This is a genomic window from Neobacillus niacini, assembly GCF_023715415.1.
Lineage (GTDB): Bacteria > Bacillota > Bacilli > Bacillales > Cytobacillaceae > Neobacillus > Neobacillus niacini_C.
The window spans coordinates 85,855-112,730 of the sequence record NZ_JAMBOB010000001.1; the positions used below are offsets into that span (position 1 = coordinate 85,855).

General features: G+C 38.7%; 23 protein-coding genes and 1 tRNA gene. 7 read left to right on the forward strand and 17 right to left on the reverse strand.

Annotated features, from left to right (window positions below; all coding sequences use genetic code 11):
- Positions 1 to 13: 13 nt before the first annotated feature.
- The 4 genes from glnA to hflX all read right to left on the reverse strand — a co-directional run bounded on the left by glnA (position 14) and on the right by hflX (position 4,539).
- Positions 14 to 1,348, reverse strand: a complete 1,335-nt coding sequence (glnA, locus tag M3189_RS00385) for a type I glutamate--ammonia ligase (protein ID WP_251630760.1) — start codon at positions 1,346 to 1,348, stop codon at positions 14 to 16.
- Positions 1,349 to 1,446: 98 nt separating this feature from the next.
- Positions 1,447 to 1,848: a MerR family transcriptional regulator gene (locus M3189_RS00390; RefSeq protein ID WP_251630762.1), complete on the reverse strand. Its 402-nt coding sequence runs from the start codon at positions 1,846 to 1,848 to the stop codon at positions 1,447 to 1,449.
- 146 nt (positions 1,849 to 1,994) lie between these two features.
- A complete protein-coding gene (locus M3189_RS00395) occupies positions 1,995 to 3,266 on the reverse strand; it encodes an aminotransferase class I/II-fold pyridoxal phosphate-dependent enzyme (protein WP_251630765.1) in 1,272 nt (423 codons plus the stop codon).
- 4 nt (positions 3,267 to 3,270) lie between these two features.
- Positions 3,271 to 4,539, reverse strand: a complete 1,269-nt coding sequence (hflX, locus tag M3189_RS00400) for a GTPase HflX (protein ID WP_251630767.1) — start codon at positions 4,537 to 4,539, stop codon at positions 3,271 to 3,273.
- A gap of 170 nt (positions 4,540 to 4,709) precedes the next feature.
- Here hflX and M3189_RS00405 point away from each other — a divergent pair, with 170 nt between their 5' ends.
- Positions 4,710 to 5,315, forward strand: coding sequence for a trimeric intracellular cation channel family protein (locus tag M3189_RS00405; protein WP_251630769.1), 606 nt, complete (start codon positions 4,710 to 4,712; stop codon positions 5,313 to 5,315).
- Positions 5,316 to 5,349: 34 nt separating this feature from the next.
- Here M3189_RS00405 and spoVK read toward each other — a convergent pair whose 3' ends face one another.
- From spoVK to miaA, 3 genes are all read right to left on the reverse strand, one after another.
- Positions 5,350 to 6,300 (reverse strand): stage V sporulation protein K, encoded by a 951-nt coding sequence (gene spoVK, locus M3189_RS00410; RefSeq protein ID WP_251630771.1) that lies wholly within the window; start codon positions 6,298 to 6,300, stop codon positions 5,350 to 5,352.
- A 122-nt stretch (positions 6,301 to 6,422) separates the two neighbouring features.
- Positions 6,423 to 6,653: an RNA chaperone Hfq gene (gene hfq, locus M3189_RS00415; RefSeq protein ID WP_034672853.1), complete on the reverse strand. Its 231-nt coding sequence runs from the start codon at positions 6,651 to 6,653 to the stop codon at positions 6,423 to 6,425.
- Between the two features lie 26 nt (positions 6,654 to 6,679).
- Complete coding sequence (miaA, locus tag M3189_RS00420) at positions 6,680 to 7,660, reverse strand: tRNA (adenosine(37)-N6)-dimethylallyltransferase MiaA (RefSeq protein ID WP_251630773.1); 981 nt, start codon at positions 7,658 to 7,660, stop codon at positions 6,680 to 6,682.
- Between the two features lie 303 nt (positions 7,661 to 7,963).
- Between miaA and mreBH the strand changes: the two genes are divergently transcribed.
- On the forward strand, positions 7,964 to 8,971 hold the full coding sequence (mreBH, locus tag M3189_RS00425; RefSeq protein ID WP_251630775.1) for a rod-share determining protein MreBH: 1,008 nt from the start codon (positions 7,964 to 7,966) through the stop codon (positions 8,969 to 8,971).
- Between the two features lie 342 nt (positions 8,972 to 9,313).
- Here mreBH and M3189_RS00430 read toward each other — a convergent pair whose 3' ends face one another.
- From M3189_RS00430 to mutS, 3 genes are all read right to left on the reverse strand, one after another.
- The gene (locus tag M3189_RS00430) at positions 9,314 to 9,766 is read right to left on the reverse strand and encodes a hypothetical protein (protein ID WP_251630777.1); all 453 of its coding nucleotides are present in this window, start codon (positions 9,764 to 9,766) and stop codon (positions 9,314 to 9,316) included.
- Positions 9,767 to 9,885: 119 nt separating this feature from the next.
- Entirely contained in the window at positions 9,886 to 11,766 is a 1,881-nt protein-coding gene (gene mutL / locus M3189_RS00435) for a DNA mismatch repair endonuclease MutL (protein WP_251630779.1), read from the reverse strand.
- A 14-nt stretch (positions 11,767 to 11,780) separates the two neighbouring features.
- On the reverse strand, positions 11,781 to 14,375 hold the full coding sequence (mutS, locus tag M3189_RS00440; protein ID WP_251630781.1) for a DNA mismatch repair protein MutS: 2,595 nt from the start codon (positions 14,373 to 14,375) through the stop codon (positions 11,781 to 11,783).
- A gap of 163 nt (positions 14,376 to 14,538) precedes the next feature.
- Here mutS and M3189_RS00445 point away from each other — a divergent pair, with 163 nt between their 5' ends.
- Both M3189_RS00445 and M3189_RS00450 read left to right on the forward strand, forming a co-directional pair.
- On the forward strand, positions 14,539 to 15,240 hold the full coding sequence (locus tag M3189_RS00445; RefSeq protein WP_251630783.1) for a YwaF family protein: 702 nt from the start codon (positions 14,539 to 14,541) through the stop codon (positions 15,238 to 15,240).
- Positions 15,241 to 15,314: 74 nt separating this feature from the next.
- Positions 15,315 to 15,388 (forward strand) — tRNA-Arg (locus tag M3189_RS00450).
- Positions 15,389 to 15,716: 328 nt separating this feature from the next.
- On the opposite strand, the gene M3189_RS00455 is transcribed toward M3189_RS00450, so the two are convergent.
- Positions 15,717 to 16,520, reverse strand: a complete 804-nt coding sequence (locus tag M3189_RS00455) for a helix-turn-helix transcriptional regulator (protein WP_251630785.1) — start codon at positions 16,518 to 16,520, stop codon at positions 15,717 to 15,719.
- Positions 16,521 to 16,653: 133 nt separating this feature from the next.
- Between M3189_RS00455 and M3189_RS00460 the strand changes: the two genes are divergently transcribed.
- The 3 genes from M3189_RS00460 to M3189_RS00470 are packed head-to-tail and all read left to right on the forward strand — an operon-like array spanning position 16,654 to position 19,717.
- Positions 16,654 to 17,814, forward strand: a complete 1,161-nt coding sequence (locus M3189_RS00460; RefSeq protein WP_251630787.1) for a Gfo/Idh/MocA family protein — start codon at positions 16,654 to 16,656, stop codon at positions 17,812 to 17,814.
- 25 nt (positions 17,815 to 17,839) lie between these two features.
- On the forward strand, positions 17,840 to 18,577 hold the full coding sequence (locus M3189_RS00465) for a ThuA domain-containing protein (RefSeq protein WP_251630788.1): 738 nt from the start codon (positions 17,840 to 17,842) through the stop codon (positions 18,575 to 18,577).
- Between the two features lie 48 nt (positions 18,578 to 18,625).
- Positions 18,626 to 19,717 carry a Gfo/Idh/MocA family protein gene (locus M3189_RS00470; RefSeq protein ID WP_251630791.1) on the forward strand — a complete coding sequence of 364 codons (1,092 nt, stop codon included), beginning with the start codon at positions 18,626 to 18,628 and terminating at the stop codon, positions 19,715 to 19,717.
- Positions 19,718 to 19,810: 93 nt separating this feature from the next.
- Here M3189_RS00470 and M3189_RS00475 read toward each other — a convergent pair whose 3' ends face one another.
- The 6 genes from M3189_RS00475 to M3189_RS00500 all read right to left on the reverse strand — a co-directional run bounded on the left by M3189_RS00475 (position 19,811) and on the right by M3189_RS00500 (position 26,743).
- Positions 19,811 to 19,957 (reverse strand): hypothetical protein, encoded by a 147-nt coding sequence (locus tag M3189_RS00475; protein WP_251630793.1) that lies wholly within the window; start codon positions 19,955 to 19,957, stop codon positions 19,811 to 19,813.
- A 402-nt stretch (positions 19,958 to 20,359) separates the two neighbouring features.
- Positions 20,360 to 21,661: a TRAP transporter large permease gene (locus M3189_RS00480; RefSeq protein ID WP_251630795.1), complete on the reverse strand. Its 1,302-nt coding sequence runs from the start codon at positions 21,659 to 21,661 to the stop codon at positions 20,360 to 20,362.
- Positions 21,662 to 21,682: 21 nt separating this feature from the next.
- A complete protein-coding gene (locus M3189_RS00485; protein WP_251630797.1) occupies positions 21,683 to 22,162 on the reverse strand; it encodes a TRAP transporter small permease in 480 nt (159 codons plus the stop codon).
- A gap of 154 nt (positions 22,163 to 22,316) precedes the next feature.
- Positions 22,317 to 23,345, reverse strand: a complete 1,029-nt coding sequence (locus tag M3189_RS00490) for a TRAP transporter substrate-binding protein (protein WP_251630800.1) — start codon at positions 23,343 to 23,345, stop codon at positions 22,317 to 22,319.
- Between the two features lie 499 nt (positions 23,346 to 23,844).
- Complete coding sequence (locus M3189_RS00495) at positions 23,845 to 25,029, reverse strand: ROK family transcriptional regulator (RefSeq protein ID WP_251630802.1); 1,185 nt, start codon at positions 25,027 to 25,029, stop codon at positions 23,845 to 23,847.
- Between the two features lie 22 nt (positions 25,030 to 25,051).
- Complete coding sequence (locus M3189_RS00500) at positions 25,052 to 26,743, reverse strand: glycerol-3-phosphate dehydrogenase/oxidase (RefSeq protein ID WP_251630803.1); 1,692 nt, start codon at positions 26,741 to 26,743, stop codon at positions 25,052 to 25,054.
- Positions 26,744 to 26,876 lie beyond the last annotated feature (133 nt).

Genomic DNA, 26,876 nt, shown 5'->3' on the forward strand with positions numbered 1-26,876 from the left:
GGGTTACTTAATTTTAGTACATGCTCATATATTGGTCGCGTTCCCAAGGGTGTACTACCGTACGGAACATATCCCACTCGATCTCTTTTGCTTCAATAAAGTGTTCGAAGATATGCTCTCCTAAACCAGATACGATTACTTCATTAGACTTCAATTGATCTAAAGCTTGAGCTAGTGTTGCAGGAAGATCGATGATTCCTTCTTCGATTCTTTCTTCTTTGCTCATTACATAGATGTTACGGTCAACTGGAGCTGGAGGAGTCATTTTATTTTTAATTCCATCTAAACCAGCTTTTAATAGAACAGCCATTGCTAGATATGGGTTAGCAGCTGGATCAACGCTTCTTACTTCGACACGGGTACTTAAGCCGCGGGAAGCAGGAATACGAATTAATGGTGAACGGTTTCTAGCAGACCATGCAACGTAGCAAGGTGCTTCGTAACCAGGAACTAGACGCTTATAAGAGTTTACAGTTGGGTTTGTTACAGCTGTAAAGCTAGGAGCGTGCTTTAAGATACCAGCGATAAATTGACGAGCAGCATCGCTCATTTCTAGGTCGCCAGTTGGCTCGTAGAATGCATTTTTGCCATTTGAGAATAATGAAAGGTTCATGTGCATTCCAGATCCATTCACTCCGTATAACGGTTTTGGCATAAACGTTGCATGCAAGCCATGTTTACGAGCAATTGTTTTTACTACTAACTTGAATGTTTGAATTTGGTCACATGCTGTTAAAGCGTCCGCATATTTAAAGTCAATTTCATGTTGTCCTGGTGCTACTTCGTGGTGAGAAGCTTCAATTTCAAAGCCCATTTCTTCTAGTTCTAGTACGATATCACGACGGCAGTTTTCACCTAAATCCGTTGGTGCAAAGTCGAAATAACCGCCTTGGTCGTTCAATTCTAGCGTTGGCTCACCTTTTTCGTCTAATTTGAATAAGAAGAATTCTGGCTCAGGCCCTAAGTTAAAATCTGTGAATCCTAGTTCTTCCATCTCTTTCAATACTCTTCTTAAGTTATTACGTGGGTCACCATCAAATGGATTTCCTTCAGCTGTATAGATATCACAAATTAATCGAGCTACTTTTCCTTTTTCAGCTGTCCAAGGGAATACCACCCATGTATTCAAATCTGGATATAGATACATATCAGATTCTTCAATACGTACAAATCCTTCGATTGAAGATCCGTCAAACATCATCTTATTATCTAAAGCTTTTTCTAATTGGCTAACTGGAATTTCAACGTTTTTGATTGTTCCTAAAATATCAGTGAATTGTAAACGAATAAATTTAACATTCTCTTCTTGCGCCAAACGTTTAATATCTTCTCTTGTAAACTTTGCCATTCTTATTACCCCCAAATAGTTTTTTTCAAGCACAATAATAGTTTGTTTCACGTTAAAATATGCTCTAGGATTTTAACAACAAGTTTAAGAAAATCAACCTAATGGAAAAATCGTGACATATCCCCTTGCCTTAAAGACGAACGATTAAATCTACCAGCTTGCTGTAATTCATGTCTAAGCAGATTTCGAAGCTGTTCATCCGTCAAATCTTGCTTGGCCTTTTCAGCCTGTTGCTCAAGAACATTCGATTGTTGCTGTTTGACAAGGAATAGCTGTTTTATACCAGCCATATTCACTCCTTGATCAATTAAATCCTTAATTTCTAATAGACTATCAATATCATTTAAACTAAATAGTCTTCTATTCCCATCAGTTCTTGCTGGAGAAATCAATTGATGCTCTTCATAATATCGGATTTGTCTAGCTGATAATTCTGTTAGCTGCATGACCGTTCCGATTGGGAATAGTGGCATTGAGCGGCGAATTTCCTTTCCACTCATTTAATTTCTCCTCTCTTTTTGCTAATTTATATTGTTATTATATTTCGTGTTAGAAAAGATGTCAATCCTATGTGAGGTTTTCTAACATAGTTTTTTCACAAAAAAATAAAAGGACAACTTTATGAAGTTATCCTTTGTATATTCTGTTAGTTTAATTCAATCAAATCTTTTTCAATTAAAGAATCAACAGCAATACAAACGGCCATTTTCACATGGGAGTAGGTTAATCCTCCTTGAACATAGGCCACGTATGGAGGTCGAATCGGTCCATCAGCGGTCAGCTCTATACTTGCACCCTGAATAAATGTACCAGCTGCCATGATTACATCATCCTCGTAACCAGGCATATAAGCTGGATAGGCCGTAACATGAGAATTGATTGGTGAAGCGAATTGTATCGCTTGGCAGAAAGCAATCATCTTATCCTTATCATCAAATTGAACTGATTGAATTAAATCGGTTCGATTTGAATCCCATTTAGGCGATGAATTCATCCCTAGTTTTTCAAGAAGGGCAGCTGTAAAAACAGCTCCTTTTAACGCTTGTCCCACTACATGAGGGGCCAAAAAGAACCCTTGATACATTTCTTGAAGACTGTATAAAGAAGCTCCCGCCTCAGCACCGATACCTGGTGAGGTCATTCGATATGAACAGGGTTCAACATATTGTTTTTTCCCTACAATATATCCACCCGTTTTTGCAATTCCCCCACCAGGGTTTTTAATCAGTGACCCTGCCATTAAATCCGCACCTACATGGCAGGGCTCTAATTCTTCGACGAATTCTCCATAACAGTTATCTACAAATACGACGACATCTTCTTTGATTTCTTTGACAAATGATATCATCTCTTTAATCTCAGAAACAGTAAAAGATGGTCTAGTTGCATACCCTTTTGAACGCTGTATTCCAATCATTTTCGTATTAGGTTTAATTTTCCCAGCTACAAGATTCCAATTAATCGTTCCTTCTTCTGTTAGTGCGGCGCTATCATAAGATATGCCAAACTCCTTTAATGAGCCTACTCCATTACCACGAATCCCAACAATTTCTTCAAGGGTATCATATGGTTTACCAGTTATATAGAGCAGTTCATCTCCAGGACGAAGGATCCCAAATAAAGCAATTGAAATGGCATGCGTTCCCGAGATAATTTGCGGTCTTACTAGTCCTGCTTCAGCACCAAAAACATCGGCATAAATAAGCTCCAGTGTATCCCTGCCGATATCATCATATCCATAGCCAGTGGATGGCATAAAATGTGAATCACTCACCCTATGCTTTTGGTAACTTTTCAATACGCGAAATTGATTGGTTTCAATCCTCTCGTCTATTTCTTTATGTACAGATGCAATTTGTTGTTCTATATCCTTTACAATCGGTTGAAGCTTTTCCCCATTTTTTAACTGTTGAAACATGCTGTTACCCCATTCTCTTTTTGTATTTCTGTAATTGCCCGGAAATTTGTTGATCCGGAAGAGAAAATCCTCTGCATTGATAAAGTTCTTTTTCTTCATCAAATATTAATTCTCTTACAATCGTCTCATTTTTTAATTGTGCTAGCAGTTTTCCCTCTGTTGAAGGGATACTAACTTGATATTGTTCCATCATTTCAATCGTGACTTTTTCGATTTTTCTTTTTAATTCATTGCGGTCCTCTTTATCATAGGCACTGATAAATATAAGAGGGGTGCTCGTCGTTGGTACAAAGTCCGGATGTTTAATATCCCTTTTATTATAAACAGTAATTTGTGGGATGTCTTTTACTTCCAAGTCTGCAAGCAGCTTATTCACTGTTTTTTCATGTTGGAAATAGTCTGCATTTGACATATCAACAACATGCAAAAGGAGGTCTGCCTCCTTAACCTCTTCAAGCGTCGAACGAAAAGCAGCGATCAGCGCAGTTGGAAGGTCTTGAATGAATCCAACGGTATCTGTAATTAAGGTTTGGAACCCACTTGGTAAAATCAACTTTCGTGTCATTGGATCCAATGTAGCAAAAAGTTGGTTTTCCTCAAACGAATCCGCTTCAGACAGTCGGTTAAAAAGTGTTGATTTGCCAGCATTTGTATAGCCGACAATCGCAATTTGGAAGGTTTTGTTTTTCTTTCTTCTTTCCCTGTAACGCTCTCGGTGCTGCACAATCACAGCAAGCTGACCCTTAATTTCATCAATTCTTCGACGAATATGACGGCGATCTGATTCGAGCTTTGTTTCCCCAGGTCCTCTTGTCCCAATACCTGCTCCTAACCTTGATAATGCTGTACCTTGACCAGCTAGACGAGGCAGTAAATAATGGAGCTGTGCTAGTTCAACCTGTAGTTTCCCCTCTTTGGATCTTGCTCTTTGTGCAAATATATCTAAGATTAGCTGCGTCCGGTCGATAATACGGGCATTTAACTCAGAAGAAAGATTTCGTTTTTGGCTAGGAGATAGTTCATCGTTAAAAATGACTAAGTCTGCTTCAACCTCGTCCACGAGCGCTTTTAGTTCTTCTACTTTCCCTTTTCCTATATATAACGCTGAGTGAATACGCTCTCGTTTTTGAATAACTGTCATAAGAACTTCACCCTTAGCTGTTTCAGTTAAGGCAGCAAGCTCCTCCATTGAATATTGAAACCTGCTATCATCCAATGTTTGCGTTTGGCAGCCAACTAAGATTGCTTTTTCTAAGCTTACTTCTTGTTCCATACCAACACCTGCTTTCATAAAATTTCCCTTTCCTCATCATACCAAAAAAGATGATTTTACCCTAATTTTTGAAAATATTTGTTGATTAATTACATCTCCGTGTTAAAATCATATTGTTTGCTGAATAGTTAAAAATAACTGTATTTCACATAGAGGAGAAACTGAACAACATGACATGGGATGTCTTAAGTATTATAGGTACAATCGCTTTTGCCGTTAGTGGTGCCATTGTTGCTATGGAAGAAGAGTATGATATATTAGGTGTTTATATTTTGGGGATTGTCACAGCCTTCGGTGGAGGTGCCATACGAAATCTTTTAATCGGGGTCCCAGTTTCTGCTTTATGGGAACAGGGGTTGTTCTTTCAATTTGCCCTTCTATCGATTACTTCTGTATTTTTGTTTCCAACCAATTTGTTACGGCATTGGCAAAGATGGGGGAACTTCTTCGATGCCATTGGCTTGTCAGCGTTTGCGATTCAGGGTGCTATTTACGCAGTAAATATGGGCCATCCTATTAGTGCAGTCATTGTGGCGGCTGTCTTAACGGGAATTGGCGGAGGTATTATTCGTGATTTACTAGCTGGCAGAAAACCGATTGTATTACGGGCGGAAATTTATGCAGTCTGGGCTATTCTGGCTGGTCTCATCATCGGATTAAAAATAGCTTCAAGTCCTTGGGAGTTGTACACCTTATTTGCGCTTATTACTGCGCTAAGGGTACTTTCCTATACATTTAGTTGGAAGCTTCCTGCTAGAAGACTCGGAGCGCATTAAAGAAATCGGCGGCATAATTGTCCGCCGATTTCTTTTATGAATCTTCCTCGAAAACTAAATCATTGCTCCTAAGTGTCATTAATTCATGTTTGTCGAAGCTATTCTGCAATAAAAGCCGCATAGCTTGAGCGCGAATAGACTTTTCAATTATATTACGGACATATCGGCCATTCGAAAAGCTATTGGGATTGAGCACTGATTTTACCCAAATTAAATGATCCTTTAGTTTTTTCTCTGCACCATGGCTCAAACTATATTCACGTTCTTCCAGCATCCGGGAAGAGATTTCCATCAATTGATCAATGGTATAATTCGGGAAATCTATGACTAATGGAAACCGGGAGTGCAAACCTGGATTTAAGGTTAAGAAATAATCCATCTCTCGGGAATATCCAGCCAAAATGAGGATAAATTCATGCTGTTTATCTTCCATATGCTTGACGAGTGTATCAATCGCTTCTTTTCCAAAATCCTTTTCACCGCCGCGGCCTAATGAATAGGCTTCATCAATGAATAGTATTCCACCCTGTGCTTTCTTAATTAAGTCCCGTGTTTTTTGAGCCGTATGACCGATATACTCTCCCACAAGGTCAGCTCGTTCTGCCTCAATTAAATGCCCCTTAGATAGGACATTCATTTTTAAGAAGAGCTTGCCAATTAATCTGGCAACGGTCGTTTTCCCTGTCCCAGGATTGCCTTTAAACATCATATGAAGGGCTTGCTTCCTTGCCTTCATACCCACTTCTTCCCGTTTTTTATTCACGAATATCCAGGCATAAATTTCTTTTATCATTCGTTTCATTTCTTCCATACCTACTAATGCCCCGAGCTCGTCTTCGATTTCTTTTAATGCGGCGTGCTCCGGGGGAATAACCTTTGGAACAACTTGAGGAACAGGAAGCTCTTTCGTCAATGACTTCCTTTTTTGGGAATTGAGCGATACTGTTATTTGACCATTACTTTTCATGCGAATCGGTTGGTCCAAAGCCTTCACCTCTCATTCTGCAACGCAATACTCCTTCATTTATGTGTATTCATCCAATTACCTTTTCATTATAAAAATAAAAAAGAGCCCACAGATTTATGGGCTCCAATCAAACGTATAGGTTATTGCGCATCCAGGTCAAGCTGAACATTTCTTTGCGGTGCAAAGGTTGAAATGGCATGCTTGTATACCAATTGCTGTTTTCCTTCTGATTCAAAAAGAACTGTAAAATTATCAAAGCCTTTAATTTGGCCTCTCAATTGGAATCCGTTCAATAAGAATACCGTCACATGAGTATTGTCCTTGCGGCACTGGTTTAAAAATTGGTCCTGAATGTTGATGGTGGTTTTCATTTGTATATCCTCCTCTTTTATCTCTACTAATATGTATTCGATTTTACTTGTAGCTTTCCTTCAACGTACTGTGAAATTTCGGTTATTTTTTTTGACAAATCTGAGACATTTGTCATTTCAAACCATTCTACATCCATTTTGTTACGAAACCAAGTTAGTTGTCTTTTTGCATAACGCCTAGAATTTTGTTTTAAACTTTCGATGGCATCATCATAACTAACCTTTCCATCTAAATAATCATAGATTTCTTTGTAACCAATGGCTTGAATGGATTGACAATCTCTTATTCCCTGCTTGTATAACCCAGAGACTTCTTCAAGAAGCCCTTCGGATATCATCATGTCAACACGTGAATTAATCCGTTCATAAAGCTGTTCCCTATTCATGGTTAATCCAATAAGGGCTGTTTCATATAGAAGGTCAGGCTGCTGATTCATTTGATATTCACTCATAATCTTACCAGTACAATGATAAATTTCAAGTGCTCTAATCACTCTTCTTACATTATTGTAATGAATTTGGCTTGCACTTTCAGGATCTATCTTGGTTAACTCATGGTGCAGCGCCTCATTTCCAATTTCTTTTGCCTTCTCTTCAAGTTGCAATCGAAATTCCTCATCCGCAGGTGCCTCGGAAAACTGGTAATCATAAATGACAGCTTGAATATAAAGCCCAGTACCCCCGACAATAATAGGAAGCTTCCCTTTCGAGGTGATTTCAGATATTTTCGCTCGGACTAGCTGTTGGAATTCCGCTACGGAAAAACTTTCATCCGGCTCTTTAATATCAATCAAATGGTGGGGAATCCCCTCCATTTCCTCGATGGTTATTTTTGCAGTTCCGATATCCATACCTCGATAAATCTGCATGGAGTCGCCGCTGATAATTTCGCCATTATACCGTTTAGCCAGTTCTATGCTTAACTTTGTTTTTCCAACTGCGGTTGGACCAATAATGACTAATAACTTCTGTTTTAAATCCAATATTTTCACACTGCCCTTTTTCATTATTTACGTGTGTCACTACAACCATGTCACACTAACATCCTAACATATATTTTAAAAGCAGTTGAACATCAAATAAGTATAATCAAAAAATAACTTTTCTATGCATGGTTTTGCAAGGATTTAATATATTACATTTAAGACAAACTAATAAATTTACTTTACAACTTTACATTCCTATAACGATTCATTTACAAACGCCTTCTTACCCCCAAGTTCATGATAGGCTTAATCGTAGCTTATTTTGTAGAAAGATGACTGGTCAAACGGCAAGTTGTCGAAAAATAGGGAAATTAGGTGAGGAAAATGTTATCAAACTTTGAGATTGGAATCGATCTAGGGACAGCAAATATATTGGTTTATAGTAAAAATAAAGGAATCGCAGTTAATGAGCCTTCTGTGGTGGCCATTGATACAGAAACAAAAAAGGTTGTAGCTTTTGGCATGGAAGCAAAAGAAATGATTGGAAAAACGCCTGAGAACATCATGGCAATCCGACCATTGAAGGAGGGCGTAATTGCAGATTATGACCTTACTACTGAACTTCTAAAGCATATCATGCGCAAAGCTTCTAAAAATATGGGCTTTGCCGTACGGAAGCCAAATGTAGTAATCTGTACACCTTCAGGATCAACAAGTGTTGAAAGAAGGGCTATTCAAGACGCCGTGAGAAATGCCGGCGCAAAAAAAATCCAGTTAATTGAAGAACCGGTAGCGGCTGCTATTGGTGCTGGAATGCCAGTTGATGAGCCGGTAGCAAATGTGGTTGTTGATATTGGCGGGGGGAATACAGAGGTAGCGATTATATCATTCGGGGGTGTTGTGTCCTGCCACTCCATTAAAATTGGCGGAGACCGTCTCGATGAAGAAATCATTCAATATGTCCGCAAGGAGTATAATGTGTTGATTGGCGACAGAACAGCTGAAAATGTTAAAATGGAAATCGGTTATGCGTTGGTCGATCACGAAGAGCTTCACATGGAAGTACGCGGTCGTGACCTTGTAACAGGATTACCAAAGACCGTTACACTATCATCCTATGAAATTAGAAATGCTTTAAAAGAATCATTATCTCATATATTAGAAGCAATTCGTGCAACACTCGAGGACTGCCCTGCCGAACTAAGCGGAGACATTGTCGACCGTGGCGTGATTCTAACAGGTGGTGGTGCATTGATGAAGGGAATGGAAGAATGGCTAAGCAAGGAAATAGTAGTGCCTGTACAATTAGCAGAAAATCCTCTTGAATCCGTCGCAATCGGAACCGGACAAGCCCTTAAATACATGCATAAGCTGCCAGCTTTAGTGAGATAGATTGAAAAAAAGAGTGCTATTTTTAGCACTCTTTTTGCTATTTTATCAGTTTTTTAGTTATTTCGGGCTACTGCAATGACCCAAATGCATTTTATGAATGCTCATCGGTCACTCCAGGCTACTTGCATTGACCCAAATCCTTTATATGAATGCTCTTCGGTCGCTCCAGACTGCTTGCATTGACCCAAATGCTTTTTATTAATGCTCTTTGGTCACTCCAGACTACCTGCATTGACCAGAATACTTTTCCTGTATGCTCTTCGGTCACTCCAGACTACCTGCATTGACCAAAATGCTTTTTATGAATTCTCTTCGGTCACTCCAGACTACCTGCAACTATGTCTATATATCACTTTGGCGTTTTCTCATATTATTGAAGTATAGGAATATCGGAAGTGGAATAACGATAAAGCCTAGACTTTTTATGAGTTGGTTTTTTGCATTTTCTCTTGCCCGGTTCTTTTCATCTTTGACCATTTGATTATATCTTTCACGAATTTCAGCATCTGTTAGGGTTTTACTTTCCTCAGTTGGAACTTTCTTATCATGGTAAATCTGCTTAAAATCTTCGAAGTTTTGATAATAACCCGGCGGGCTAACTAAATCGGCCGCAGCCATAAATATCGAAATTCCACCGCCAATCACCATCATAAGTGTTGCAAACAGGACTAAATACGTATAAAGATGACGTATCACTGTCTCTCCCCCCATTTCTTTATTCTTCACTGCGTAAACGATTACAAAAATAATAATCACGATAGGTAAAAAAGTACTTAAGAGGCCAAAAATAACCACAGAACCACCTCCTCTATATATCCCTTATAGTGTAATTTTACACTATAATACAAACAAATATAAGTACCTATTATTACATTTTTCAAAAAAAGAGTGCCCTCTTTATAAAAGAGAGCACCCTACATAACTCGTTTAAACATTTTCTCCATCTCATAAGACGAATAATGGACGATAATGGGTCTTCCGTGTGGACAGGTGAATGGGTCAGAAGCTTTTCGTAAGTCATCGAGTAATGCCTGAATCTCATCATTTCGTAAATGACGGTTTGCTTTAATCGAAGCTTTACAGCTCATCATGATTGCTGCTTCTTCTCGAAGCTTTTTAATATCGACTTTTTTCATCGATAGCAGCTGCTCAATCATTTCTTCGATTAGTTGTTTTTCTTCGCCTTTTGGGAACCACTGTGGATGTGAGCGAACGATATAGCTGTTCATTCCAAACTCCTCAAGGAAGACCCCAACATTTTCTAATTCCATACGGTTTTCATTGATTTTCAGATATTCATCCGTGGAATAATCCATTGTGATTGGAACAAGTAATTCCTGCAGCTCCGCATGAACTTGACCTACTTTTTCACGGAAATACTCATACTTCAATCGTTCTTGTGCCGCATGCTGGTCGATAATATATAACCCATTTTCATTTTGAGCAAAGATATACGTACCGTGCATTTGACCAATTGGGTATAACCTTGGAATCCTGCTTTCCATTTGATCGGTATTCGCACTTGTTTCTGTTTCTACATCCGTTTCATTTAATTCCATCTCTGGAGGTGGTGCGTATTCCCAACTATTCGGAATTGTTACCTCTTCTTCAACCTCTTTTGGAATCCATGGTTCCACTTTCACCTCAAGAGCTGGTACCGTTTCCTGAATGGTATTTGTAACAAAAGAAGAATCCCATTTCATTTCTTCTCTCTCGGGTACTGGATTGGTTCTTTCATCAAGAATCAATGTAGTTTGCTCAGACTTCGGGATTTCTTTTTTCTCTTGGGTATATGCAGTTGGAATCAATATCTTCGATTTAAATGCATTTTTGATGATACTAGTTACCAATTCATTCAATTCTGCTTCTTTACTGATACGAACCTCCATTTTAGATGGGTGTACATTGACATCCACCAATAATGGATCCATCTCAATATTGAGGAGAACAATCGGAAATCTTCCGATTGGAAGTAACGTATGATACCCCTCTTGAATCGCCTTTGCTAATGCGTAATTTTTAATAAAACGACCATTGATCATAGTAGAAATATAGTTTCTAGATGCTCTGGTTACTTCAGGCATAGAGGCATAGCCGCTAATCTTGTAATCAAGCGATTCCCCAGAAATCGGCACAAGCTGTTTGGCAATCGCCATTCCATAGATAGACGCCAGCACTTGGCGAACATCACCATTTCCGTTTGTTTGCAGCAGCTTACGTTCGTTATGAATTAAACGAAAGGCAACCTCTGGATGGGATAACGCAAGGCGGTTTACCACATCGGTAATATTTCCAAGCTCTGTATGAATGGTTTTCATATACTTCAAGCGTGCTGGTGTATTAAAAAACAAATCGGTTATCGTAAGGTCGGTCCCGCGTCTGCTCGAAGACTTTTCAAAAACTTCAACCTTCCCGCCTTCAATAACCACTCGATTTCCTGCGCCCTCACCCGTTGAGGTCTTCATCTCCAGCCTTGAAACGGATGCGATACTGGGCAGAGCTTCCCCGCGGAAACCGAGAGTCTTGATACGGAACAAGTCATTTTCATTTTTTATTTTACTAGTCGCATGACGTTGGAAGGCGAGTAAGACGTCTTCTTCGTCGATTCCATTTCCATTATCCGTGATTCGAATTTTCGCAAGACCAGCTTCTTCTACTTCAATTTCAATTACCTTACTGCCAGCGTCAATTGCATTCTCCACCAACTCTTTCACCACAGAGGCTGGACGTTCAACTACCTCGCCTGCTGCAATTTTATTGGATAGTGCATCATCTAATTGGATAATCTTCCCCATACCATAGTCACCTCCTAGCTTTTCAGCTTCTTCTGAAGCTCATACAACAAATTAATCGCTTGAAGCGGTGTTATATCTAGCAAATCAAGTTCTTTCATTTTATCGATTACTTTCTTTTCTTTTGAAGAAAGCTCTTGTTTCTTCTGCTCTTTCGGTTCATCAAAGAATGACAGCTGCGCTGGCTGCTCCTTTATTTCCTTTACTGCGCTTTTAACGGCGACAGGTTGTACATCAGGTTTTTCTAGTGCTGAGAGAATTTCATTTGCTCGTTGAATTAATTCCCTTGGAAGTTCTGCTAACTGTGCTACATGAATTCCATAGCTCTTATCTGTTGGACCTTCTTTGATTTTATGAAGAAAAACAAGTTTTCCGTTGTGCTCAATTGCACTAACGTGAATGTTCTTTAATTTTTCAAGCTCGTCTTCAAGAACTGTTAATTCATGATAATGAGTTGAAAACAGTGTTTTTGCACCAATATGTTTATGAATATATTCAATAATCGCCTGGGCCAAAGCCATCCCGTCATAGGTTGACGTCCCGCGGCCAATTTCATCAAATAAAATCAAACTATTTTGTGTAGCGTTGGTTAAGGCATTTCTGGCTTCAAGCATCTCAACCATGAATGTACTTTGTCCCGATATTAAATCATCTGCTGCCCCAATTCTTGTAAATACTTGATCAAAAATTGGCAGAACCGCTTCATCAGCCGGTACATAACATCCGATTTGAGCTAAAATGGCCGTTAACGCAATTTGGCGCATATACGTACTTTTACCACTCATGTTCGGACCTGTAATAAGCAGAACTTCTCGCTCATGATCCATAAAGCAGTCATTCGCTACATATTCCTGTGCATTCAGCACTTTTTCAACTACAGGATGTCGGCCATCCTTTAGAACCACTTTTCCTTCAGTTGAAAACTTCGGTTTAACATAACGACGCTCTTCACTCACTTGTGCAAAGCATTGAAGGACATCCAACTCACTAACGGCTTTTGCTGCAGCCTGCAGGCGAGGGATATGTTCTTTTACAATCTCACGAATTTCAGTAAAAAGCTGGTACTCAAGTTCTCCACTTTTTTCCTCTGCTTGTAAAATTAACTCTTCTTTTTCTTTTAATTCAGGAGTAATAAAACGTTCCGCATTTGATAAGGTCTGTTTTCGCTCGTATTGCCCTTCTGTTAAAAGATGCAGGTTTGCTCTAGTTACTTCTATATAATAGCCGAATACACGGTTATAGCCGATTTTTAAGGATTTAATCCCTGTCTTTTCGCGCTCTTCACGCTCAAGTTGAGCAATCCACGTTTTCCCGTTTCGGCTTGCGTAGCGATATTGGTCGAGCTGCTCATTGTATCCGTCTCGAATCATATTTCCTTCTTTTAATGAAAGCGGAGGATTTTCGACAATCGCTTGTTCTAAAAGGTCCGTCACTTCCTCGCAAGGATCCAGTGATTCTGCAATTTTATTTACTTCTTCATGCTCCATCCCAAAAAGAATTTGTTTTAAGAAAGGAATCTGCATTAAAGATCGTTTTAATTGCATAAGGTCACGGGCATTTACGTTACCAAATGCAACACGACCCGCAAGCCTCTCCAAATCATATACTTCAGTCAACTTTTCACGTAGCTCCTGGCGTTCGAAATACTTGTCCATCAAAACCTCTACAATGGTTTGACGGTGTTCGATGTCCTTACGAGAAATTAAAGGACGGTCAATCCAAGTTTTCAGCGTCCTGCCACCCATGGCTGTCATCGTTTCATCAAGTAACCAAAGCAGTGAGCCTTTCTTCCCTTTTGAACGAATCGTTTCCGTTAATTCAAGATTCCGTTTAGAATAGTAATCAATTTTCATATATTGATGAATTTGATAGGTTGTCACCGGTTGGAGGTGGTCAAGGCTTCTCTTTTGTGAACGATATAAATAATGAAATAGCCTTGCTGCACTTTGTTTTGGTTTGTCTTGATTCAAATTGTCTAATAGATGTGAAAAATTGATATCTACTGAACTATTATCTTCGAATGAAATAGCAAGTACATCACGTTCCCGCATTTTCTTCTGCCATTCAGCTTCAAAGTCATTTGCGACAACAACTTCCTTAGAGCTTAATACGGCTAGTTCATTTAATACTTCATCAAAATTAGTAGAGAGCTGTGTTACCTTACTTTCACCTGTTGAAAGGTCTGTATAAGCAAATCCAAATGTTCCATCATCAAAACAGGAAATGGATGCAATATAGTTATTTTCCTTATCTGATAACGACTTACCTTCCATTACGGTTCCAGGTGTTATGAGCTGGACAACTTCCCGTCTAACCATGCCTTTTGTTAGCTTGGCGTCTTCCATTTGCTCGCAAATGGCTACTTTATAGCCTTTTGAAATAAGCTGTTCAATATAGTTAGGGGCGGAATGATACGGTACCCCGCACATCGGAATTCGATCCTCACTGCCGCCTTCGCGACTTGTTAAGGTTATCTCCAATTCTTGAGATGCTTTGATCGCATCATCGAAAAACATTTCATAAAAATCGCCAAGGCGAAAAAATAAAAAGGCATCTTGGTAATCTGCCTTAATCGTTAAATATTGTTGTATCATCGGCGTATAACCAGCCATAATGACCCCCACGTTTTAATTATTTCGAGTATCTTCGACAAACTATTATACCATATATCAGGTAAACTTAGATTAGGTAGAAATTTCTTTTATCGTGTTATGGTCGGGAATGGAACATACCCGCATATAAATCAGAGTAACAAAGCGAAAAGGGTGATTAATGATGGGTTGGTTTGGAGGAAATGTTAAGGAATATAATTTCGAAATGTTTTCTGTCAGCCATTTTGTGATTATTGCCCTTCTTATTCTAGGTTCATTTTTTATATTCATAAACAGGGATAAGCTTAAGGACAAAAAATGGAGAAAAGCAGAGGTAGCTGTAGGAATTTCATTAATCATAATAGAAGTTAGTTACCATTTATGGATGGTTGTAAATGATATGTGGGATGTCAGTCATGGTATTCCATTAGAATTATGCAGTATCAGCCTCATTTTATCGGTATTATTATTGTTAACGAGAAAAAAAGTTATTTATGAAATTTTATTATTCACGGCCTTATTGGGTGCTTCTCAGGCGATATTTACCCCATTGTTAAATTTTGATTTCCCGCATTTCCGCTTTTTTCACTTTTTTTATACGCATGTAATGATGATTTGGGTTGTCTTCTATTTTACTTGGGTACAAGGCTATAGACCTACCATTTGGTCCGTTGTAAAACTATTTGTCTTTTTGAATGTCTTATTGCCGATCATCATGATTATTAATAAGGCAGTCGATGGGAATTATATGTTTTTAAGCCATAAACCCAATAGTGCTAGCTTATTAAACCTTCTTGGTCCCTACCCATGGTATATCTTATCAATGGAGTTTTTATCAATTTCCCTTAGTCTGATCATCTGGTTAATTTTCAGAAAAAGGCGATAAAAGGTAGAAAAGGTAATTATTTATTGACCTTTCACGTTTAACTATTTATAATAAGTAACGTTCCCAATAAATGTGTCCCGATAGCTCAGCAGGATAGAGCAACAGTTTCCTAAACTGTAGGTCGGAGGTTCGAATCCTCTTCGGGACGTCAAAAAGCCTTGAATTTTCAAGGCTTTTTATTTTTGTTAATAAGAAATTACAAAAAAAAAAATTGAAGATTCTAATGGTGGATATGTTGTATTTTTTACAGTCAAATTTGTTTAAATAGAACTTTATCCAACGTTCATTATCCCCATTTTTCCTTTATTATCTCCTCTTTCTATTAATCAATTCTTTGGGAGAAGCTACTCTCCGACATATTCCATTTTGTTTTTAGCCTCTTTCCGTTTCATAAATAAGACAGACCACCAGATCCTGGCATGCAGGTCTCAATCCAGTTAAGAGACTGTGCTTGTAACTTCCCCCTAAATCTAGGATTAAGTAATATTGAAAGGATACAGATTAATAAACGACTGGGGTTGCTTTTCTCGGTATTCTTTGGGTGTACATAATTTTATCTTTACAAAGTTACGATTGAATGACCGTATGCTTTCATACCCACAAAGGAAAGCAATTTCTGTAATATTTTTTTCTGTATAGATTAATAGATAACTAGCATAGTTTACTCTGGTTTCATTTAAAAAATCCACAAAAGACATACTAATATTAGTATTAAAATACTTCGATAAATAATTATAACTGTAACCTAATTTACCAGCGATACTTTTTAAAGAAATAGGTTCTGTAAAGTGTTCCTGAATATAGGTTAATAACTTATGGAGCAACTCTGGATTTTGTTTTTCGCCTTTAATTAAGTTGGTTTGTCCCATTAACTCAGATAGTAATAAATAGAGACAGGCTTTTTGTTCTAGCAGATTTGAGTGATCTTTGAAAAGTGTCCTAGAAATTAGTGTATTCGCTTCCAAAGATAGGTTGAAAACTGGATTTTCAAGTGAACTATTTTCTATCATCTTTTGAAATGTTGGAACATAGTCTGGCGAAAAGATACAAATATTAGCTCGAGAATGTGATTTTGTAATAAACGAGTGAATTTCATACGGCAATATGAGTAAGAATTGTCCAGTTTTCAAATGGTAACTTTTTTGGCTAATAATGACTTCCATTTCCCCATCAATGAGGAATAATAATTCAAAACCACGATGGAGATGGCTTGGAAAGTTTAAATTCAATGTATGATAGTTTGATATTAAATCAAAATGGTGTGCTTCATATATTAACATACTAAGAACATCCTCAGATAAGAGTAAATTTTGTCTAGGATTATATAATTTTTTACTTGTTGTGTCAAACCTACAAATGATAGATTTATCGATATTAGAGTTTATCTTGATGACATACAAAAGGAGATACGCTATGGAAAAACTTAGAATCGGAATGGTCGGTTATAAATTTATGGGGAAAGCACACAGTCATGCCTACCGGGATCTTCCGCTCTTTTTCCCGAACACGGTTCATCCTGAAATGAAGGTTATTTGCGGCCGTGACCTAAACGGTGTGACTACTGCAGCCAAGCAATTCGGCTGGGAGGAACATGCAACTGACTGGAAAAGCCTCTTAGAAAGAGATGACATTGATTTAATCGACATCAATGCACCTAGTGATGTACATAAAGAAATAACCATTGCTGCTGCTCAAGCTGGCAAGCATGTTTTTTGCGAAAAACCGTTAGCGCTTACATTGAAAGACTCTAGAGAAATGCTTGATGTTGTTGAGGCTGCTGGTGTCAAACATATGGTTGGATTTAACTATCGCTTTGCTCCTGCTGTTATGCTGGCTAAAAAGCTTATTGACGAAGGAAGGCTCGGCGATATCTATCATTTTCGGGCCTGGTTTTTACAGGATTGGCTCGTGGATCCAAACTTCCCGCTAGCCTGGCGACTTCAGAAAGAAATTGCAGGTTCAGGCTCTCACGGGGACCTTGGGGCTCATTTAATCGATCTATCTCACTATCTAATTGGCGATATTACCGAAGTAATTGGTATGAGCGAAACGTTTATTAAAGAACGGCCCATTCCTTCTCAGATGACCGGATTATCCGCAAAAGGCAGTGATAGTGATGAAAAGGGCGAAGTGACAGTGGATGACGCTACCCTATTCTTAGCTCGGTTCGCTAACGGAGCCTTAGGAAGCTTTGAAGCTACTCGCTTTGCGGCTGGACACCGCTGTACGAATTCATTTGAGATCAATGGCAGTAAGGGCAGTGTTATCTTTGATTTTGAGCGGATGAATGAACTGCAAGTTTATTTCGTTGATGACCGAGACGATGTTCAGGGCTTCCGCCGCGTCTTAGCAACTGACCCTGCGCATGCTTATGCGGAAAACTGGTGGCCGCCAGGACATACGATTGGTTATGAACATACGTTTATTCATGAAATCGTTGAACTTATGGATTCTTTCCAGGAAAATCGACAACCTGTTCCCAACTTCCGTGATGGCGTAAAGTGCCAGGAAGTCTTAGAAGCGGTTGATTTATCGATTGAAAAACGACAATGGATTCGAATTTCTGAGGTATAAAAAAATGTAAAGGAGTGCTTTTACCATGAAAAAAAGTGCATTGATTGTTTGGGGTGGATGGGATGGACATCAGCCCGAACAGGTAGCTGAAATCTTTAAAGGGATTCTTGAGGAAGAAAACTTCCAAGTAGAGGTTTCCCATTCACTTGACTCATATGCTGACAAGGAAAAGTTAAAATCCCTCGACTTAATCGTACCTCACTGGACGATGGGTGAGATTGAAAAAAAATATGTCCTCAATATCTCAGAAGCCGTCGCCGCTGGTGTAGGTTTAGCTGGATGCCATGGTGGGATGTGTGATTCTTTTCGAAATAATGTAGACTGGCAATTTATTACAGGGGGTAATTGGGTAGCCCATCCTGGAAATGATGGGGTAGAATACATGGTCAATATCAAGCATTCCTCAAGCCCATTATTAGAGGGTATCTCTGATTTTAAAGTGGTCAGTGAACAATACTACCTTCATTATGACCCGGCGGTTGAAGTGTTAGCTTCCACACGCTTCCCAGTTTTTCACGGACCGCATAGTGCTAATAAAGCAGTGGATATGCCTGTTGTTTGGACAAAACGTTGGGGCCTTGGGAATGTGTTTTATAGTTCATTAGGACACCAAGCCAATATCGTCGCTATGCCTGAAGTTTCGCTAATCATGCGCCGCGGTTTTCTGTGGGCAGCTGAAGGAAAGGGACGAGCCGAAGAAATGGATGTTGCGTCTATTAATGGTAATGTACGAACTTATACCGGCATGGGCGACAGTCAATAAGAGAAAGTAGAAGGCAAGCTACTCCATAAAAATAAACTGGAGGTTCCTATGAAAAAACTTAAAATCGGTATCATCGGTTGTGGAAATATTAGTTCTATTTATATGGAAAACTGTCAGAAGTTCCCTCACCTCGAGCTAATTGCCTGTGCTGACTTAGATGTATCGCGAGCACAATTACAAGCTGAAAAGTTCGGTGTTCCTAGGGCTTGTTCCGTGGAAGAGCTACTGTTTGACCCAGCGATTGAACTCGTAATTAATTTAACCATTCCTAAAGCACATGCCTCTGTTTGCATTCAGGCACTTGAAGCAGGCAAGCATGTTTATACGGAAAAGCCACTTGCTGTATCACGCGAGGAAGGTAAACAAATTTTAGAAACAGCTAAGAAGCATAATCTTCTTGTTGGCAGTGCACCTGACACCTTCTTAGGTGCTGGTATTCAAACTGCAATCCACTTAATTGAACAAGGTGAAATAGGTGTACCGATTGGTGCCTCTGCCTTCATGATTTGCCGCGGGCACGAACATTGGCATCCAGACCCTGCTTTTTATTATGATATTGGCGGCGGACCGATGTTTGATATGGGACCTTATTACCTAACAGCCTTAGTGGCTCTGTTAGGACCGATCAAACGAATTTCTGGTTCTACTCGTATCAGCTATCCAGAAAGAACGGTGCTTAGCACACCAAAAGTAGGTACTAAAATTGAGGTAACAACCCCTACACATATCTCAGGTGTGATCGATTTTGCATCGGGTGTAATTGGAAGTATTACCACAAGCTTTGATGCCTTCGGCGGCACTTCGCTGCCGCCTATTGAAATTTATGGCAGTGAAGGAACTTTACTCGTTCCTGATCCTAATACGTTCGGCGGACCTGTGAAAATGAGGAAACGTGACGAGAATGAGTTTAAAGAGGTGCCTCTTGCATATGGATATTCCCAAAACAATCGAGGGCTTGGCGTTGCTGATATGGCCAAAGCCATCCTCGAAGGCGGGAAATATCGAGCAAACAGCGAATTAGCGTATCACGTTTTAGAAGCGATGCATGGCTTCCATGATTCCTCAGATAGCGGTAAACATTATATAATGGAAAGTACCTGTGAACGTCCTGAATCTGTGTCTTTGGAGTTACAGGCTTAAGTGCTATAAGGGTTGCTTTCACAAACGAGATTTAAGGGCTCCCCATTCTTGGAGAGCCCTTTCCATAGTTGTCTAAGTAAAGCAGTGTAAAATCTACCTAATACTATATTTTTTGGCATTGTCCGTTTGGAAAATAACGATAAGAGCACCTGAATAATAATAAAGAAGCTCAGAATTATCTATTTCAGAAGATTTAACATTAATTGTATTATGATTTAACAGCCCACTAATCTGATTCATATATTCCCCCCTGTTGAATTCGCTTACCAATTAAAAATTATCAATAAGTAAAAGGGTTATTTGATAGAGATTTTAGATTCTAGGTCATTGCAACTTGTAACTACCAATTTAATAGAAAAGGCCAAGCAACTGTTTCCGCGGACCAAATTTGTAGCAAAAGATAATAATTTTTTCATTATGATTGACCTCCATCTTCTAATTTCAAAAAATACTTTTGCTTAATTTATAGATAAAAAGAGACCACAGCAGAAGGACCTGAAATAAATAACAGGCAATCAGTGTGAGTCTCCTTTTCTCCGTCATATATTATTAACTTAATAACGATATTAATAGTATTTGAAAACGTTCAAGCAAGGCTTCTCAGGTGTATTGATTTAATAAAAGCAGCTTTCACCATGCAAACTACATGGCTCCAAATAGTTTTGGAACAAATAAGGTAATAGCTGGAACATACGTTACGAGCAGTAACGTAACAATTAAACCTGCCATGAAAATCAATAACGGTCTTGTTACTGCCTCTATGCTAACTCCCCCAACACTGCATCCGACAAACAAACTGCTTCCGGATGGCGGACTCACGATACCGATACAGAGGTTAAAAACTAAAACAATACCAAAATGCACAGGATCCATGCCTATTTGAGTTACAATTGGTAAAAAGATAGGGGTAAAAATCAGGATTGCCGGTGTAATATCCATTACCGTGCCGACTAATAGCAATACGACATTTATAATCAATAGAATAACGATAGGGTTATCTGAAATGGATAATACAGCCTCACTGATCGCAGCTGGTATACCGCTAAACGCCATTACCCAGGACATGATCGATGAAGCTGAAACCAGAAATAGCACAATCCCTGTCATAACAACTGTTTCACCCAAAATCTTGGGAACATGTGACCACTTTAAGGTTTTATAGATGATTGAAAGAATGACAGAATATAAAACAGCGATGGCCGAACCTTCCGTTGCAGTAAAGACTCCTGCCACAATTCCGCCGATAACGATCACGATCAACAGTAAGCTTGGAATGGCTTCAATAATAATTTTTGTACCCTCAGAAAAGCTCGGTCTTTTTGCTACTGGATATTTCTCTTTTTTAGCAATAAAGTAGGCAATTGCCATAACTGTTAGCCCCATAAGGATTCCCGGTACATAGCCTGCTAAAAATAAAGCTGCAATCGAAGTTCCTCCACTCACCATCGAGTAAATAATAAAAGCTCCGCTGGGAGGAATCAATAGACCTGCAGGGGAAGAGGCAATATTTACAGCCGCAGAATACGCTTTGTTATACCCTTCTTTTTCCTGAAGCGGAGCCATCGTACCACCGATAGCTGCCGCTGCCGCTACTGCGGAACCTGAAATCGAGCCAAACAGCATGTTCCCTACAACATTCGTATGAGCTAGTGATCCAGGAAGACTGCCGCCCATCAACTTAGCAAGATTAATGAGACGCAGGGCGATTCCCCCGTTATTCATAATAATTCCGGACAAAATGAAAAAGATGACGGCCAAAAGGGAAAAACTGTCGATTCCAGTTACCATCTTTTGTGCTGCGGTAAAAATGGCAACGTCAAACGGTACAATCATTATCGCGGCAATAAAAGATGCTATCCCGGTGGCTACAGAAATTGGAACCCCCATAGCCATTAAAATAATAAAGCTTATTACCATCACTAAACCTGTTTCAATCGCACCCATGAAAAACTCCTCTTTTCATCTCTATAAAATTTCTTCTTTCCTTCTCAACCAATCGGGCATATTTAATAGTTGATAAATGATAATAATCGTTCCTGAAATTGGCACGATGGAATAGATGACTCCCATCGGAATTTGCAGAATCGGTGTCAATTGTGCCATGGTCGTAGCTACAATGTTTAACCCGCCTTTGATCATGACTGCACCGGCAAAGCCAATTATGAACAAATCATTAACCATTCTAAGTGCCTTTTGATTTTTCCCTTTTAACTTATCCAGAAATCCGGTAATCGCCAAATGCTCGTTTTTCCCAAAAGCATAACTTGCTCCCAACATAGTGGTCCAAATGAGCCCGAAACGAAGCAACTCTTCTGTAATCGTGCTTGGATCACCCATTACATATCGGCTAAAGACCTGCCAGATTGCACCGATAACCATGATGATGGTGAAAACGCCACCTAAAAACATAATTAACTTATCAAGGAAACTTCGTATTAATTTCATAAACCTAAACTCCTTCTTTTAAATCGGTGTCTTTCACAATCGTTCTTTTACCAGCACAGGTAACCTTTTCACTCTCAATTTAATAGAAATGGCCAAGCAAATGTTTCCGCCGCCTTTTTATCGACTTGCACGGCGGAGCTTGGCCTTCTCCCTTTTATTTTAGAGCTTCAATAGCGTCCATGATTTCTTTGATATTAGGATCTTTCTTGCTATATTCCTCATGCATAGGCTTAACCTTCTCGATAAATGGCTCTTTATCGACTTCAGTGAATTTTACATCCATTTTGGACTTGGCTTCTGTTATTGCCTCTTCGATCGCTTTATTCCAAAGTTCTTTTTGGTATTCTGTAGAGGAACCCGCTGCATCAGTTAAGATTTTCTGCTGTTCTTCAGATAAGCTGTCCCATGTAGTAGCGCTCATTACCAGAATATCTGGAATCATGGTATGTTCATTGATGGAAAACTCTTTTGCAACTTCCCCGTGCTTTCCAGTGGTTAATGCTGTTTCATTACTTTCCGCACCATCAATAACTCCCGCTTGCAGTGCCGTATAAACCTCTCCATACGCCATTGGTGTTGCGTTCCCGCCTAGTAATTTCACCATATCGATTGCTGTCGGTGAATCCTGAACACGGATCTTTAACCCTTTTAAATCTTCTGGAGTGTTTATCGCTTTATCTTTTGTATAGAAGCTTCTTGCTCCAGAATCATAGTAGGTCAACCCTACAAATTTTTTATCTTTGTTTGCCAAGTAAAGCTTTTGAACTGCTTCTGATTCCATCGATTTATAAAAATGTTCCTTGCTGACGAATAAATATGGGAGGCTGAAAACTGCATATTCAGGAGCAAAACTCTCTAGGGCTGCTGCACTCACTTTCGTCATATCTACAGCTCCGCCTTGCAGCTGCTCTAATACTTCCTTTTCCGCTCCAAGAACTCCATTAGCAAAAATTTGAACTTTCATTTGCCCATCCGACTTTTCTTCCACCTTCTTGGAGAAATCAGCAAGGGCTTTGTGAACAGGATGGTCTTCACTCATGTTATGGGCAAGCTTAAACGTTTTCTCCTCTACCCCTGTTTCCTTTCCGCCTTTATCCTCCGTATTGTTTCCTGCACTGCCGCATCCAGCCAAAAGTCCGGCTATTAAAATTCCAGATGTAACAAAAGATAATAATTTTCTCATTATGATTGACCCCCATTTTTAAAATTATTTATTTTTCATAAATCTCAGAAAAATTAATGCATATTCTTCTTATTTATACTTTGCTTTAATCATTTCCCTCCCCAAATACTCCTGCTTTAAACATGATGTAAAATCTTCGTCTCCATTCATTTTCAAATGAAAAGTGACTCCCTCTCCCCTTCAATTTGTTAGCCTAAAGGGTTAACGAAAAAAAAGAGACCCACAACAGAAGGACCTGAATAAAATATCAGGCAATCCGTGTGAGTCTCCATTTCTCCGTCACATATTATTAACTTAATTACTATAATAATAGGAATTGAAAACGATGTCAATTCGTTTTTTTCAAGCATTTCATCTAATAGAAGTCAAAGATGGATGTCGTTTAAGTAGTTGTACCCGCTTACAGGGCTTAAAAGAAGTAACCCAACAGGGCAAACATCTGTCGGGTTACTTCGGATATTATTATTTTTAAGTCTCCACCTAGGAAATCCCTTAGGATTTAAATACTTTGTACCGTCACATCTTGTTTAATTGACAAACTTAACTCGGGTATCTGTAAAAAATTCTTTATTGCTAAAGCACATGCGCCCATTCCACAAGCATTAGTACCGAGATTTGATATATATATTTCCTTATAATTACTAATCGAAGTTTTTATATTTGATTTAATTATTCTCATGGCTTCAGGAAATTGTTTTAATAGTTCACTATTTAACACGAGTGTTTCTGGATTTAGTAAATTAATAATATTATTTAGACCGATAGAAACGTACTTTATATACTCATCCATTGCAGTTATAACAGCCAGGTTTCTTTCAATAACAAGATTTTTAATATCCCCGTAGGTCAATATTGGTTTATTAAGTTTCTCGGATATTTGTTTAAAGAAGCTCACTTCTGAAGCATATAACTCCCAACAACCCGATTTACCGCAATTACAAGGTTTTCCATCAGGATGAATAATCATGTGACCCATTTCTCCAGCAAATCCATGATACCCTTTGACCAAATCTCCATTCATTAAAAATCCTAGACCGATTCCAGAATACATACTTATATTAATTAAATTCGTGCATTGGTGGTAATTAAATACTTTTTCCGCAAATGCACATAAATTCGCATTATTTTCAACATCAACTGCTATATTTATATTTTTCTCTAGGTCAGACTTTAAGTCCTTGTTATACCACCTATGCTGTGGAACAAAAGAGATGGTTTTGTCATTCGTCACTGTTCCATGTATTCCTATGACAACACCAATAATCCCGAAACGACTATCAGAGAACTTTTCTTGGTATCCACGAATTTGCTTGATTAAGAGATGAATAATTTCATCATAGTCGGAATTCTCAAACTCAACTTTATCAGTATGAACTGGGTTCCCCATTAAGTCAGATACAGTAAATTGTAAATCCCGATAATCTAGATCAATTCCTAATGCATAACCCGCATTTTCACTAAGAGAAAGCATAATCGGATTTCTACCAACACTGTTATTCTCCTTATGGGATTCGGTGATCAACTCTTCCTCTAAAAGATCTGCTACCTGTGTAGAAATGGTTGCCTTTGTTAATTTTGTTATATTCGCTAAATCTGACCTCGAAATCGGCCCATGCTTAATAATCTTACTTAATATCAAACTTTTATTTATCTTCTTTAGATAAGAAGACACACCTATTTCCATAACGTTCACCCTACTATTCAAGTTAATTACCATTTGCAGCTTTTTGGTAAGATTTTGGTTGATTCATAGGGATGACAGCAGCGTTTAATGCTTCATCTACCGAAGATGAATATTTGTTTTTCTCTTCTACAGACCAATTTAATCTATCAGCTAAATACGCAATTACTTGCTTCTTCCATTTTCTTACTGTTTGTATATCAAATAAAATAGCACCTGTTCGGCGGTTTAAGAAATCTATCGGTGTAGCAACCATTTCATGCTCAATGCCATAAAGTAATTTTGCAAATAACACTGTAGGTAATTGATATTTTTTTGCATCAGACATATTATTTTTCAATAATTCAAACAATGTGGTACTATTGGATCCATATATTTTCACTAATATTTCAGCGTCTTCTTTTGTAAGACCCATTTCCATGCCTCTTTTAACTGTTGTAGTAATAAATGAAGGATATTGTTTTGAACCTCCGACATCTCCACCTGATATTGGGAGATACTTCGTTTGACATGATTTAAAACTTCTCTCCTCTTCAGTTGTTAATTTTGCAGCCAATAAATCAACCACCATTTCAGCCATTTTTCGGTAGCCTGTTAATTTACCTCCAGCAATGGTGATTAAACCCGAATTCGATTCCCAAATCTCATCTTTCCGAGAAATTTCTGAAGCATTCTTTCCTTCTTCGTAAATAAGCGGTCGTACACCAGCCCAGCTCGATTCGACATCTTTTTCACTTATATTCACTTCAGGGAACATATAATGGATAGCATTTAAAATATAACTACGATCACTTTCTGTCATATTAGGATTTACGGCATCTTCATTATAGAAAGTATCTGTTGTTCCGACATAGACCTTTCCGTCACGGGGGATGGCAAACACCATACGACCGTCTGGTGTGTCAAAATAGACGGCTTGTTTCAAAGGAAAACGGGATTGGTCAATCACTAAGTGAACACCTTTTGAAAGCTGTAGGACTTTCCCTTTTTTGGATTGATCCATTTCACGAATTTGATCCACCCATGGTCCGGCAGCATTAACAATCTTTTTGGCATGAATTTCATACCTTTCTCCTGTTAATTGATCTTCGACCAAGGCACCAATTACCTTACCATTTTCATAAAGGAGCTTTGATACTTTTGTATAATTACAAGCAAATGCCCCTTTTTCCACCGCTGCTTTCATGACCTCAATGGTCAGCCTTGCATCATCTGTACGATATTCCACATAATAACCGCCACCCTTTAAACCCGATTTTTTTATAAGCGGCTCTTTTGCTAATGTAGACTGTGATGTTAGCATTTTTCTTCGTTCCGACTTTTTTACACCAGCTAAGAAATCGTATACACGTAGACCAATGGATGTGCTAAATTTACCAAATGTACCACCCTTATGAAGTGGCAATAACATCCATTCAGGCGTTGTCACATGCGGGCCATTTTCGTAGACAATCGCCCTTTCTTTTCCGACCTCTGCCACCATTTTAACTTCAAATTGTTTTAGATATCTTAGCCCGCCGTGAACTAATTTAGTCGACCTGCTTGAGGTCCCAGAAGCGAAGTCTTGCATTTCAACTAGAGCCGTATTCATTCCTCGTGTTTGTGCATCAAGGGCAATACCAGCTCCTGTAATTCCTCCGCCTATAACTAATAAATCAAAAACTTTTGTTTTAAATTTGTTAACAAATTCAGTTCGATTTAGGTTTGAAAATTTCATAATGTACTCCTCCTGCTTGTATAGTAGTATTAATTTTTTCAGATGAAATAAAAAGAGACCACAAAAGACATTATCAATATTGATAATGTTTTTGTGGTCTCTCCGACTTCTCCTGCCATGTATTAACTTGCTT